The following is a 12723-nucleotide window of genomic DNA, read 5'->3' as shown; positions in this document are numbered from 1 at the left end:
GTCAGCGGGACTCGCCGAGCAACAAGCCCTGCTCCCTTGCGCACAGCTCCACCACATAATCCCACAACACCCGCAACCGCACCGACTTGTGCAGCTCCCGGCGCGAACTGATCCAATAGCTGCGCTGGATACCCTCCGCCGGTAGCAACGGCACCAACTCTCCATCCCCAGCCGCCATGAAACATGGCAACACCGCAATGCCCAACCCCGAACGCGCCGCCTGGTGCTGGGCGATCACGCTGGTGCTGTGGAACACCACCCGGGGGCTACGGCAGAAGCTGTTGAGGAACTTCAATTCCTGGCTGAACAGCAGGTCATCGACATAATCGATCCAGGCATGGGCAGAGAGGTCTTCACGTTTTTCGATGGGCGGGTTACGCGCCAGGTAGGCACGGCTGGCGTACAGCGCCAGACGATAATCGGTGAGTTTGCGCGTCACCAGTTGATCGGCGCTGGGGCGTTCCAAGTGAATGCTGATCTCCGCTTCGCGATTGAGGATGCTGACGAAACGCGGCACCGCGACCAGCTCCACCTCCAAACCTGGATAGCGTTCAAACAACCCGCCCATGCGTGCGGCCAGAAACATCACGCCCAGCCCTTCGGCTACACCAAGGCGAATCTTGCCCAGGGGCGCCGCAGAGTGGGTGAGCTCGTCTTCGGCCAGCAGTGCCACGTTTTCCATAGCTTCGGCATGTTTGAGCAATGCTTCGCCGGCAGGCGTCAGTTCATAGCCCTGGGCGTGCTGCACGAACAGCGCCGTGCCGAGGCTTTTCTCGATGGCGTCGATGTGCCGCGCCACGGTGGCATGCGTGGTTTTCAGGCGTTGGGCGGCGGTGAGCAGGCGGCCACTGCGCTGCAACTCGAGAAAAAACCGCAGGTCATTCCAGTCGAACATATCGCCTCCAGAGCCTGGGCCCGCCGGCGTTGTTTAAAAACGCACAGCGGGTGGGTAAAAACTAACATTTTTAAGACGAAAACTAACAACTAGGATGGGCCCAATAAGAAAAACAAGCGAGACCCCAGATGCCCAATGCAACTGCTGAATACGATTACATCGTCGTCGGCGCCGGCCCTGCCGGATGCCTGCTGGCCAATCGTCTGTCCGTCAACCCGGCTCACCGTGTCCTGCTGCTGGAAGCCGGTGGCCGCGACAACTACCCCTGGATCCATATCCCCGTCGGCTATCTGTTCTGCATCGGCAACCCACGCACCGACTGGTGCTTCAAGACCCAACCTCAAGCCGGCCTGCAGGGGCGCGCCTTGAGTTACCCACGGGGCAAAGTGCTGGGCGGCTGCTCGTCCATCAACGGCATGATCTACATGCGTGGCCAGGCCCAGGACTACGATGGCTGGGCGGCGGCGGGCAACGCGGGCTGGGCTTGGAAAGACGTACTGCCGCTGTTCAAACAGAGCGAAAACCATTTTGCCGGCGGCTCTGAATTCCACAACGAGGGCGGTGAGTGGCGCGTCGAGCAACAGCGCCTGTCGTGGCCGATCCTCGATGCGTTTCGTGAAGCGGCTGCCCAAAGCGGCATCGCCAATATCAATGACTTCAACCAGGGCGACAACGAGGGCTGCGGTTACTTCCAGGTCAACCAGAAAGCCGGTGTGCGCTGGAATGCGGCCAAGGCGTTCCTCAAGCCGATCCGCCAGCGCCCCAACCTCACCGTGCTGACTGAGGTAGAGGTTGAGCGTGTGCTACTGGAAAACGGTCGTGCCTCGCAGGTACTGGGACGCCAACACGGCCAGGCACTGAGCTGGAAGGCGCGCAAAGAGATCGTACTGTGCGCCGGCTCGGTGGGCTCGCCGGGCATTCTGCAACGCTCAGGGATCGGCCCTTCCCATGTGCTCAAGCCGCTGGGTATCAACGTGGTGCACGAGCTGCCAGGCGTTGGCGGCAACCTGCAAGATCACCTGCAACTGCGCCTGATCTACAAGCTGGAAAATGCCCGCACCCTGAACCAGATCGCCGGCACGTTGTGGGGCAAGATGGGCATGGGCCTGCGCTACCTGTACGACCGCAGCGGCCCGCTGTCGATGGCGCCCAGCCAGCTTGGCGCGTTTGCCCGCTCCGGCCCGGAGCAAACCTCCGCCAACCTGCAATACCATGTGCAGCCACTGTCCCTGGAACGCTTTGGCGAACCGTTGCACGGCTTCCCGGCATTTACCGCGTCGGTCTGCGACCTGCGCCCCCAAAGTCGCGGCCGGGTGGATATCCGTTCGACCAACCCGGCGGATGCGCCGCTGATACAGCCTAATTACCTCAGCCACCCCGAAGACTTGCGCGTGGCCGCCGACGCTATTCGCCTGACCCGGCGCATCGTCGCCGCTCCGGCCCTGAGCCAGTTCAAACCGGTGGAATACCTGCCCGGCGAAGCCCTGCAAACTGAAGAACAACTGCACGAGGCCGCTGCACGGATCGGTACCACGATTTTCCATCCGGTGGGCACCTGCCGCATGGGCGATGACAAAGACGCCGTGGTCGACAGCCAGCTGCGCGTACACGGCATTCCCGGCCTGCGCATTGCGGATGCGTCGATCATGCCGCGCATCACCTCCGGCAATACCTGCTCACCCACGCTGATGATCGCGGAGAAGGCCGCGCAGCTGATCCTGTCCCCAAACACTGTAGGAGCGAGCTTGCTCGCGAAAAACCCAACGGCACCGCGCACTACAAGGCACCCCGCGTAATCATTAACGATATTGAAGACGTTGAAAAAATAGCGGCGCCGAGGTCAGCGCCGACAGTGGAACAACAATAAATAATCACTGTGAGGGACACCCGATGTCAGAACATGCTCAACCCCTGGGCTCGGCGGCCAGTGCAAGTACCGCCAACGAATCAAGAAAGGTCATCTTCGCCTCCTCTTTGGGGACGGTGTTCGAGTGGTATGACTTTTTCCTCTACGGCGCCCTGGCGGCGGTGATCAGCAAGCAGTTCTTTGCCGGGGTCAACGACACCACGGCGTTTATCTTTGCCTTGATGGCCTTTGCCGCAGGCTTTGTAGTGCGGCCATTCGGTGCGCTGGTGTTCGGCCGCCTGGGCGATATGATCGGGCGTAAATACACCTTCCTCGTGACCATCATCCTGATGGGCGTGGCAACCTTCTGCGTCGGGTTGCTGCCGACCTACGCCAGCATCGGCATTGCTGCGCCGATCATCCTCATTGTGCTGCGCATGCTGCAGGGCCTGGCGCTGGGCGGTGAGTACGGTGGCGCCGCCACCTACGTGGCCGAGCATGCGCCACCGGGCAAGCGCGGCCTGCACACCAGCTGGATTCAATCCACCGCCACCCTCGGCCTGCTGCTGTCGCTGCTGGTGGTGCTGGCCTGCCGTTACTTCACCGGCGATCAGTTCGAAGTGTGGGGCTGGCGCATTCCGTTCTTGTTTTCCATCGTGCTGCTGGGCATCTCGACCTGGATCCGCATGAGCCTGCACGAATCGCCCGCTTTCTTGAAGATGAAAGAGGAAGGCAAGGCCTGCAAGGCGCCGATTCGCGAGTCCTTCGGCAAATGGGAAAACCTCAAGGTGGTGCTGATCGCGCTGTTCAGTATCAACGGCGGGCAGGCGGTGACCTTCTACGCGGCGCAGTTTTATGTGCTGTTCTTCCTCACCCAATTCCTGCGCATGGACCCGGCCCTGGCCAATATGCTGTTGATCATCAGCGTGGTAATTGGCGCGCCGTTCTTTATCCTGTTTGGTTGGCTGTCGGACAAGGTCGGGCGCAAGCCAGTGCTGATGCTCGGCCTGCTGCTGGCGACCGCCCTGTACTTCCCGATCTTCAAGGGCCTGGCGCACTACACCAACCCGGCAATGGACCAGGCCAGCCGACAGGCGCCGATCACCGTACTGGCCGACCCGGCCACCTGCACCTTCCAGTTCGACCCGGTGGGCAAGGCCCGTTTTGACAGCCCCTGCGATAAGGTCAAGACCTTCTTGGTCAAACAGGGTCTGCCCTACAGCAGCGCCGCCGCCCCTGCGGGCAGCCCGGTGCAAGTGAGCGTGGGCGATGTGCGTATCGACGGCTTTGATGAAGCGGCCCTGCGTGGCGCCGTGGCCCTGGCCGGTTACCCGTCATCGGCGGATGTGGCCCAGGTCAACAAGCTGATGGTGGTGGTGCTGATCGTGGTGCTGATCTTCATCGCTGCTATGTGCTACGGGCCGTTGGCAGCGCTGATGGTTGAGCTGTTTCCGACGCGCATCCGCTACACCTCGATGTCCCTGCCCTACCACATCGGTAACGGCTGGTTTGGCGGGTTCCTGCCGACGGTGTCGTTTGCCTTGGTGGTGTACACCGGCGATATCTTCTATGGGTTGTGGTACCCGGTGGTGGTGACGGGCGTGAGCCTGATCGTCGGGTTGTTCTGCCTCAAGGAAACCCGGCATGTGGATATCGAAAACAACTGATACCTCTGCCCTGTAGGAGCGAGCTTGCTCGCGAAGAACCTGAGAGCAACGCGGGGCACCAGGCGCCCCGTGTCATCNTAACGACCTTCGCGAGCAAGCTCGCTCCTACAGCGGCGTATGGCACCCACACAAATTGCTGTACATCCATACACATAATGGTTGCTCAAACCCCTTCAAATAAGCATCCTGCAAGGCATCAACCCGATCTGATGTGATGACCATGCGGCTGTACCTCTGTGAAAAACCCTCCCAGGCCAAGGATATCGCGGCCGTGCTCGGTGCCAGCCGCCGCGGCGATGGGTGCTGGCTGGGTAATGGAGTCACGGTCACCTGGTGTATCGGCCACCTGCTGGAGACCGCACCGCCCGATGCCTACGACGCCAAATACAAACGCTGGGTGCTGGCCGACCTGCCGATCGTCCCGGATAAATGGAAAATGCTGGTCAAGCCCAAGACCGCCAGCCAATACAAGGCCGTCAAGCGCTTGCTGGGGGAAGCCCAGGAACTGGTGATCGCCACCGACGCCGACCGTGAAGGCGAGATGATCGCCCGTGAACTGGTGGAACACTGCCGCTACCGCGGGCCGATCCAGCGGTTGTGGCTGTCGGCACTTGACGACGCCTCCATTCGCAAGGCCCTGGCGGCGCTCAAACCCGGTGCAGAAACCTTCAGCCTGTATCACTCGGCCCTGGGGCGCTCGCGCGCCGACTGGCTGATAGGTATGAACATGAGCCGCCTGTTTACCCTGCTGGGGCGCCAATCCGGTTACCAGGGCGTACTCCCGGTAGGCCGGGTGCAAACCCCGACCCTGCGCCTGGTGGTGGACCGTGATCGCAGCATTGCCGACTTCGTGCCGGTGGCCTACTGGGCCATTGATGTCGACCTGCGCCACGATCACATCACCTTCACCGCCCAATGGCGCGCCCCTGAGGATGCCTGTGACGACCAGGGCCGTTGCCTCAACCCGCAACTGGCGCGGGACACCGCCGACGCCATGCTCAACGCCGCCACGGCGCGGCTGGTGAAGCTGCGTACCGAGCGCATGCGCGAAGTGGCGCCCCTGCCCTTCGACCTCGGCACCTTGCAGGAGATCTGTTCGAAGAAGCTCGGCCTGGGAGCCCAGGAAACCCTGGATATCGCCCAATCCCTGTACGAAACCCACAAGGCCATCACCTACCCGCGCAGCGATTGCGGCTACCTGCCATTGAGCCAGCACAGTGAAGCGCCGAAGATCCTTGCGGCGCTGGGCCGTGCGGACACGGCGGTCAACGAGCTGATGTCGCACATCGACCCTCGGCGCCGTTCGCGGGCCTGGAACGACGCGAAAGTCAGCGCCCACCACGGCATCATCCCCACCGGAGCCGGCAAGGAGCTCAGCCAACTGACCGGCAAGCACCGTGCGGTCTATACGCTGATTCGTGCGCGCTACCTGGCGCAGTTCCTGCCCAACCATGAATACGACCGCACCCAGGCCGATTTCGACTGTGCCGGCCAGGCGTTGCGCGCGGTGGGCAAAGTCATTATTGAACCGGGCTGGAAACGCGCCTTGCCCGAAGCGCTGGCACCCGCCAAAGGTCGCGAAGCGCCTGCGCCCCAAGCTTTGCCGACGCTGGTGCAGGGCCACGACTACGCCGTGGCCAAGGTCAACCTCAAAGACCTGTGGACCCAGCCGCCCAAGCCCTTTACCGAAGGCGACCTGATCAAGGCCATGAAAAACGTCGCCAAGTTGGTGGAGGACCCGTTGCTCAAGCAAAAACTCAAGGACACCACTGGCATCGGCACCGAGGCCACCCGCGCCGGGATCATCCAGGGCTTGCTGGATCGCGGTTATCTGGTGAAAAACGGCAAGGCCCTGTCGGCAACCCCGGCCGCGTTCAGCCTGATCGACGCGGTGCCCCGCGCCATCGCCGACCCCGGCACCACCGCCATCTGGGAACAGGCACTGGACATGGTGCAAAGCGGCGAAATGAGCCTGGAGGAATTCGTCGCCAAGCAAGCGGCTTGGATGAGCAAGCAGGTGGCACGCTGTAACGGCATGCGCATGACTATCACTGGCCCCGCCAGCCCGGCTGGCCGAGGTGCGACGCCGTGGAAAAAGAAGCGCAAGGCCGCCCCACGTAAAGCTGGCACCAACCCCAAGCGCGGAAAAAAGCCGGCAAATGCGGGATAAATACCAAAAAAGACTGGCACATGACGTTTTTCGACAGATTTAACGCCGCATTGGCCCTTGCTCCGGCGGGTTCGGTCTAGGATTCTGTAGGGGATCTGGACTACCAACAACAACACCGGAGTGGCCGCCATGAAGACCGTTGCACAACTGCTGAAAGCCAAGGACCAGAAAAACCAGGACGTCCACACGATCAAATGGGACCACACCGTATTTGAAGCGCTGGTGCGGATGTCGGAGAAAAACGTCGGTGCCTTGCCAGTGGTCAGGGATGACGTGGTGGTCGGCATCATCAGTGAACGGGATTACGCACGTAAAATCATGCTCAAGGGCCTCTCGTCAGTTACCACCAAGGTCCATGAGGTGATGAGCTCGCCGGTGATCACTGTGGATACTCACAAGAGTGTCGAGGAATGCATGAACATCATGACCGACAGTCACCTGCGCCACCTGCCGGTGGTCGAAGACGGCAAACTGCTGGGCCTGCTGTCTATCGGTGACCTGGTCAAGGAAGCAATTGCCGAACAAGCGGCCTTGATCCAGCAACTGGAACAGTACATCCGCGGCGAATAGGGGGAACCCATGCTCGACACGCTGGACCATCAGGAAGACCACCTCGATACTCTGCACCGGGCCATGTCCGGCCGGCGTTTCCTGGTGCTGACCGGCGCAGGGATAAGTACATCTTCGGGTATCCCGGATTACCGGGACGGGGAAGGTGTACGCCGGGGCAAGCCACCGATGATGTACCAGGAGTTCCTCGCCACTCCCGAGGCGCGGCGCCGCTACTGGGCGCGGGTGATGCTGGGGTGGCCACGGGTGCGCATTGCCCAGCCGAACAAGGCCCACCTAGCGCTCGCGACGCTGCAGCACCGTGGCCATATCAGCGGGCTGATCACGCAGAACGTCGACACCCTGCATGACCAGGCCGGCAGCCAGGATGTGATCGAGCTGCATGGCAGCTTGCATCGGGTGCTGTGCCTGGATTGCCAACTGCGCAGCGAGCGCGACGTGATCCAGCGGCAGATGGAGGTCGATAACCCGCACATGGCACAGGTTCATGCGGTGCAAGCGCCGGATGGCGACACCTTGCTTGATCCGGCGTTTGAACAGCACTTCCAGGTACCCCGCTGCCCGCACTGCAATGGCGAACGGCTGAAACCGGATGTGGTGTTCTTTGGCGAAAACGTCGCGCCGGCGACGGCGCTCAAGGCAATGACGGCGGTAGAGCATGCCGAAGGGCTGTTGGTGGTGGGGTCGTCGCTGATGGCCTATTCGGCGTTTCGCCTGTGCAAGGCGATGGTTGAACAGGGTAAGCCGGTGATTGCCATCAACCTGGGCAAGACTCGGGGGGATGAGTTGTTGCAGGTGAAGATCCAGGCGTCTTGCGAGCAACTGTTACCCTTATTGACCGAGAGATTGAGATAGCGACACATCAACATGTGGGAGCTGGCTTGCCTGCGATAGCAGTGTGNNAAGCCAGCTCCCACAGGGTTCGGCGTAAATCCGCCACCAAAATCCCGCGACCCACCGCACAGAAAATGACGCCCAAGTCACGTTTTCGCGCATTCCCCCGTCCCCACGGCAATTTATGTAGTGATCAAAAATAATCACTACATAACCGTTGACGTAACCTTTTTGTCCTTGCATGATCTAGACGTCTCTCGGATCGGGAGCGTTGGTAACAAGCGTTTCGAACAGGCTCGTCTGACCGCCGAGCTGTTTTTCCGGATGTGCACTGCCCACAAGGCAGATTGATGAAGTGACCGGCCCCGGAAGGGGCAGGTACAAGGCGCTCAAACGCGGCTTGTCTTCGCAATCAGAGCATTGCGTAGCAGTTCATCAGCAAGACTACATGCATCAGCTTCAAGACCCTGCCCGTATTCGGCAGCCCGTCGCTGACGCCCGGTTTTAGTGACCGGAGACAACTTACTGGTATTAACGAATCAACTGATAGATCGCCAACTGGTCAAGGGGCTTACACATGAATTTGAACAACCAACCAACTATCGATGAATTGGCTGAGATGTTCGCAGCGCAGAAAGACACACTCGACGACCATATCCTGTGGATTGGCAAATCGGGCGAAGTGCAAATTGACTGCCTGGCGCCCCATACCGAAGAAGCCGAGTTTGACCGTAACAACCGTGAGCTGGCGGCGCGCCTGAAGATGTACCGCCGTGGCCAGGGTTATGTCGGCAAGAAGGCCGCCGCTGATCGCAACTTTATCGAGCAAGTGTTCGACACACTTAACAATGCCTGGGCGTCTTTCAAAGACAGCTCGCAAGTTAAAGTGATCGACCGTTACTACTAAGTAGTACTCAATCAATGTGGGAGTTGGCTTGCCAGCTCCCACATTTGTATTTACTGATTTAAAAAGTTGGAAACCTGCCCTTCCCCGCCTCATCCCGAAAGATATCAAACAGCACCTGCGCCGCCGCCGACAGTTCATGCCCCGGCTTGGTCAGCACCCCAATTGGTCGCTCGATCACCGGGCCAGTCAAGGTAATGCAATGGGCTCCCGCCTCCTCCATCTGCCTGGCGCATAACGCTGGCACTGCACTAACCCCCAAACCGCTGGCAACCATCTTGCCCACCGTCGCCAGTTGATGGCTTTCCAAGGCAACGGGCAGTTTCATCTGCAAGGCACCGAGGTGTTCTTCCAGCATCACTCGTACAGTGGAAGGCCGCTGCAGGGTGATGAACGGCTGCTCCAACAAGGCTTTCCAGTCGATTTCAGCACGCTGTGCCAAGGGCGAATCCCCCGGGACCACGGCGACAAAGCGATCCAGGTACAACGGCGTGAACGCCAATGACGAACCATCGGACGGCTCGAACGCCACCCCCAGCTCCACCTGACGGTCGCGCACCATCTCCAGCACCTGTTCATTGATCAGGTCATGCACCGTCACGTTCACCTGGGGGTAACGGGCGCGGAATATCTTCAGGATCGGCGGCAACAGGTTCCCCGCGAACGAGGGCATGGCGGCCACCGTGACGCGGCCACGTTGCAAGGTAAAACGCTGGCGCAGTTCGTCTTCGGCGTTGTCCCAATCGGCAATCAACCGGCGGGCCAGGGGCAGCAGGGACTCGCCTTCAGGGGTCAGCGCGACGTTACGGGTATTACGGCTGAACAGGCGCCCGCCCAAGCCTTCTTCCAGGCCCTTGATGGTCAAGCTCAACGCCGATTGAGAGAGGTGCAAACGCTCACAGGCCGCGGCAAAACTCAGGCTTTGCGCGACGGCGAGAAAGGCACGCATCTGTTTAACGGTCATGACGCAGCTCCGGACGACGATTGGACTATGCTGTTTTCTAAATCAATCAACCTTAAAAAACAACTTAACAAATCAATCCGCTGGCGCAACACTCAACTCACTGGCTGGACCACAAACAATAAAAGAGGTGCATATGGCAGGTTTCGATAAACGCGTGGCGTCCTATGAAGAAGCGCTGGCAGGCCTGGAAGACGGCATGACCGTGCTCTCCGGTGGTTTTGGCCTGTGTGGCATTCCGGAAAACCTCATTGCCGAAATCAAGCGCAAAGGTACCCGCGACCTGACGGTGGTCTCCAACAACTGTGGCGTCGATGGCTTCGGCCTGGGTGTGCTGCTGGAACAGAAGCAGATCAGCAAAGTGATCGCTTCCTACGTGGGTGAAAACGCCCTCTTCGAGAAACAACTGCTCAGCGGCGAGATTGAGGTGGTGCTTACCCCTCAAGGCACCCTGGCAGAAAAAATGCGCGCAGGCGGTGCCGGCATTCCGGCCTTCTTTACCGCCACTGGCGTCGGCACCCCCGTTGCCGAAGGCAAGGAAACCCGCGAATTCAAGGGCCGCCCGTATCTGATGGAAGAGTCCATCACCGGCGACTTTGCCATCGTCAAAGGCTGGAAAGCCGACCACTTCGGTAACGTTATCTACCGTCACACCGCCCAGAACTTCAACCCGCTGGCCGCCACCGCCGGCAAGATCACCGTGGTCGAAGTCGAGGAAATCGTCGAACCGGGCGAGCTGGACCCGGCGCAGATCCACACCCCTGGCATCTACGTCGACCGGATCATCTGCGGCACCTTCGAAAAGCGCATTGAACAGCGCACCGTCCGCAAATAATCCCCGTCCAGAACAACAAGAGGAAACAATCATGGCGCTTACCCGCGAACAAATGGCTCAACGCGTTGCCCGCGAGATGCAGGACGGTTACTACGTGAACCTCGGTATTGGCATTCCGACCCTGGTGGCCAACTACATCCCCGACGGCATGGAAGTGATGCTGCAATCGGAAAACGGCCTGCTTGGCATGGGCCCGTTCCCAACCGAAGAAACCATCGACGCCGACATGATCAACGCCGGCAAGCAGACCGTCACCGCACGCATCGGAGCCTCGATCTTCTCTTCCGCCGAGTCGTTCGCGATGATTCGCGGTGGGCATGTCGACCTCACCGTACTGGGCGCATTCGAAGTGGACGTACAGGGCAACATCGCTTCGTGGATGATCCCCGGCAAGCTGGTCAAGGGCATGGGCGGTGCCATGGACCTGGTGGCCGGCGCAGAAAACATCATTGTGATCATGACTCACGCATCCAAAGACGGTGAGTCCAAGTTGCTCAGCCAATGCAGCCTCCCGCTGACCGGTGCCAACTGCATCAAGCGTGTGCTCACGGATCTGGCGTACCTGGAAATCGAAAATGGCGCTTTTGTCCTCAAGGAACGCGCACCTGGCGTCAGCGTTGAAGAGATTGTGAGCAAGACCGCCGGTAAACTGATCGTCCCGGACCACGTTCCAGAAATGCACTTCCAGTGAGGACAGATTCCATGCAAGACGTCGTGATTGTTGCTGCCACCCGCACCGCCGTGGGCAGCTTCCAAGGTTCGCTGGCGAACATTCCGGCCCCGGAACTGGGCGCCGCCGTGATCCGTCGCCTGCTGGAGCAGACCGGCCTGGACCCGGCGCAAGTGGATGAGGTGATCCTCGGCCAGGTGCTCACCGCAGGCAGCGGCCAGAACCCGGCGCGCCAGGCTTCGATCCTTGCCGGCCTGCCCCATGCCGTGCCGAGCCTGACTCTGAACAAGGTCTGCGGTTCGGGCCTCAAGGCCCTGCACCTGGGCGCCCAGGCCATTCGTTGCGGCGACGCCGAGGTGATCATTGCCGGTGGCATGGAGAACATGAGCCTGGCCCCGTACGTACTGCCTGCCGCACGCACCGGGTTGCGCATGGGCCACGCGAAGATGATCGACAGCATGATCACCGACGGCCTGTGGGATGCGTTCAACGATTACCACATGGGCATCACCGCCGAGAACCTGGTGGACAAGTACGGCATCAGCCGCGAAGCCCAGGACGCCTTTGCCGCCGCCTCCCAGCAAAAAGCTGCCGCCGCTATCGAAGCCGGACGCTTTGCCGATGAGATCACACCGATCCTGATTCCCCAGCGCAAAGGCGACCCGGTGGCCTTCGCCGTGGACGAACAACCCCGCGCCGGCACCACCGCCGAATCCCTGGCCAAGCTCAAGCCTGCGTTCAAGAAAGACGGCAGCGTCACCGCCGGCAACGCCTCCAGCCTGAACGACGGCGCTGCGGCCGTGCTGCTGATGAGCGCCGACAAAGCCAAGGCACTCGGCCTGCCCGTACTGGCGCGTATCGCCAGCTACGCCAACGCGGGCGTCGACCCGGCCATCATGGGCATCGGCCCGGTCTCGGCCACCCGCCGCTGCCTGGACAAGGCCGGCTGGCAGCTTGCGGACCTGGACCTGATCGAGGCCAACGAAGCCTTCGCCGCGCAATCACTGGCGGTGGGCAAAGAGCTGGAGTGGGACGCGCAGAAGGTCAACGTCAACGGCGGCGCCATCGCCATCGGCCACCCGATCGGTGCTTCAGGCTGCCGCGTACTGGTGACCCTGCTGCACGAAATGATCAAGCGCGATGCCAAGAAAGGTTTGGCAACGCTGTGCATCGGCGGCGGCCAAGGTGTCGCCCTGGCGCTCGAACGCAACTGAATCGGATCGCTATTGTGGCGAGGGAGCTTGCTCCAGTTGGGCTGCGTAGCAGCCCCACGCCAATAGAGCAACATAGAAAAGGCCTGGCTCCACGAAAAGCCAGGCCTTTTCTTTTATCGATCCCCCTGAATGAACTCGATCAAAATGTGGGAGCTGG

11 protein-coding genes are annotated in these 12723 nt (G+C 60.7%); 9 read left to right on the top strand and 2 right to left on the bottom strand.

Annotation, left to right across the window (positions count from 1 at the left end; translation table 11 throughout):
- Position 1: 1 nt before the first annotated feature.
- Positions 2-895: a LysR family transcriptional regulator gene (locus ACTJLA_RS14280; RefSeq protein WP_034127066.1), complete on the bottom strand. Its 894-nt coding sequence runs from the start codon at positions 893-895 to the stop codon at positions 2-4.
- A 128-nt stretch (positions 896-1023) separates the two neighbouring features.
- Here ACTJLA_RS14280 and ACTJLA_RS14275 point away from each other — a divergent pair, with 128 nt between their 5' ends.
- The 6 genes from ACTJLA_RS14275 to ACTJLA_RS14250 all read left to right on the top strand — a co-directional run bounded on the left by ACTJLA_RS14275 (position 1024) and on the right by ACTJLA_RS14250 (position 8889).
- A complete protein-coding gene (locus tag ACTJLA_RS14275; RefSeq protein WP_072448753.1) occupies positions 1024-2691 on the top strand; it encodes a GMC family oxidoreductase in 1668 nt (555 codons plus the stop codon).
- Positions 2692-2785: 94 nt separating this feature from the next.
- On the top strand, positions 2786-4408 hold the full coding sequence (locus ACTJLA_RS14270) for an MFS transporter (protein ID WP_054895765.1): 1623 nt from the start codon (positions 2786-2788) through the stop codon (positions 4406-4408).
- 220 nt (positions 4409-4628) lie between these two features.
- Complete coding sequence (locus tag ACTJLA_RS14265) at positions 4629-6578, top strand: DNA topoisomerase III (protein ID WP_089042776.1); 1950 nt, start codon at positions 4629-4631, stop codon at positions 6576-6578.
- A gap of 129 nt (positions 6579-6707) precedes the next feature.
- The gene (locus ACTJLA_RS14260; RefSeq protein ID WP_034127063.1) at positions 6708-7148 is read left to right on the top strand and encodes a CBS domain-containing protein; all 441 of its coding nucleotides are present in this window, start codon (positions 6708-6710) and stop codon (positions 7146-7148) included.
- 9 nt (positions 7149-7157) lie between these two features.
- Positions 7158-8003 (top strand): NAD-dependent protein deacetylase, encoded by an 846-nt coding sequence (locus ACTJLA_RS14255; protein ID WP_089042774.1) that lies wholly within the window; start codon positions 7158-7160, stop codon positions 8001-8003.
- A gap of 556 nt (positions 8004-8559) precedes the next feature.
- Entirely contained in the window at positions 8560-8889 is a 330-nt protein-coding gene (locus ACTJLA_RS14250; protein WP_003190335.1) for a hypothetical protein, read from the top strand.
- 58 nt (positions 8890-8947) lie between these two features.
- Here the strand turns inward: ACTJLA_RS14250 and ACTJLA_RS14245 are convergent, their stop codons facing one another.
- Complete coding sequence (locus ACTJLA_RS14245) at positions 8948-9850, bottom strand: LysR family transcriptional regulator (RefSeq protein ID WP_034127061.1); 903 nt, start codon at positions 9848-9850, stop codon at positions 8948-8950.
- 133 nt (positions 9851-9983) lie between these two features.
- Here ACTJLA_RS14245 and ACTJLA_RS14240 point away from each other — a divergent pair, with 133 nt between their 5' ends.
- Genes ACTJLA_RS14240 through ACTJLA_RS14230 form a run of 3 tightly spaced genes read left to right on the top strand, consistent with a single transcriptional unit; the run spans position 9984 to position 12566 of the window.
- The gene (locus ACTJLA_RS14240; protein ID WP_003190329.1) at positions 9984-10682 is read left to right on the top strand and encodes a CoA transferase subunit A; all 699 of its coding nucleotides are present in this window, start codon (positions 9984-9986) and stop codon (positions 10680-10682) included.
- Between the two features lie 31 nt (positions 10683-10713).
- Positions 10714-11373 carry a CoA transferase subunit B gene (locus ACTJLA_RS14235; RefSeq protein WP_005786928.1) on the top strand — a complete coding sequence of 220 codons (660 nt, stop codon included), beginning with the start codon at positions 10714-10716 and terminating at the stop codon, positions 11371-11373.
- Between the two features lie 11 nt (positions 11374-11384).
- The gene (locus ACTJLA_RS14230; protein ID WP_003190325.1) at positions 11385-12566 is read left to right on the top strand and encodes an acetyl-CoA C-acetyltransferase; all 1182 of its coding nucleotides are present in this window, start codon (positions 11385-11387) and stop codon (positions 12564-12566) included.
- Positions 12567-12723 lie beyond the last annotated feature (157 nt).

The sequence above is a fragment of the Pseudomonas sp. 22072 genome (genome assembly GCF_052046095.1).
GTDB classification, from domain to species: Bacteria; Pseudomonadota; Gammaproteobacteria; order Pseudomonadales; family Pseudomonadaceae; genus Aquipseudomonas; species Aquipseudomonas paracarnis.
This window is presented reverse-complemented; position numbering and strand designations above follow the sequence as displayed.

Excerpts from the sequence above, each read along its gene's own strand:
- ACTJLA_RS14280 (WP_034127066.1), bottom strand. The coding sequence starts at position 895 with ATGTTCGACTGGAATGACCTGCGGTTTTTTCTCGAGTTGCAGCGCAGT.
- ACTJLA_RS14275 (WP_072448753.1), top strand. The coding sequence starts at position 1,024 with ATGCCCAATGCAACTGCTGAATACGATTACATCGTCGTCGGCGCCGGC.
- ACTJLA_RS14270 (WP_054895765.1), top strand. The coding sequence starts at position 2,786 with ATGTCAGAACATGCTCAACCCCTGGGCTCGGCGGCCAGTGCAAGTACC.
- ACTJLA_RS14265 (WP_089042776.1), top strand. The coding sequence starts at position 4,629 with ATGCGGCTGTACCTCTGTGAAAAACCCTCCCAGGCCAAGGATATCGCG.
- ACTJLA_RS14260 (WP_034127063.1), top strand. The coding sequence starts at position 6,708 with ATGAAGACCGTTGCACAACTGCTGAAAGCCAAGGACCAGAAAAACCAG.
- ACTJLA_RS14255 (WP_089042774.1), top strand. The coding sequence starts at position 7,158 with ATGCTCGACACGCTGGACCATCAGGAAGACCACCTCGATACTCTGCAC.
- ACTJLA_RS14250 (WP_003190335.1), top strand. The coding sequence starts at position 8,560 with ATGAATTTGAACAACCAACCAACTATCGATGAATTGGCTGAGATGTTC.
- ACTJLA_RS14245 (WP_034127061.1), bottom strand. The coding sequence starts at position 9,850 with ATGACCGTTAAACAGATGCGTGCCTTTCTCGCCGTCGCGCAAAGCCTG.
- ACTJLA_RS14240 (WP_003190329.1), top strand. The coding sequence starts at position 9,984 with ATGGCAGGTTTCGATAAACGCGTGGCGTCCTATGAAGAAGCGCTGGCA.
- ACTJLA_RS14235 (WP_005786928.1), top strand. The coding sequence starts at position 10,714 with ATGGCGCTTACCCGCGAACAAATGGCTCAACGCGTTGCCCGCGAGATG.
- ACTJLA_RS14230 (WP_003190325.1), top strand. The coding sequence starts at position 11,385 with ATGCAAGACGTCGTGATTGTTGCTGCCACCCGCACCGCCGTGGGCAGC.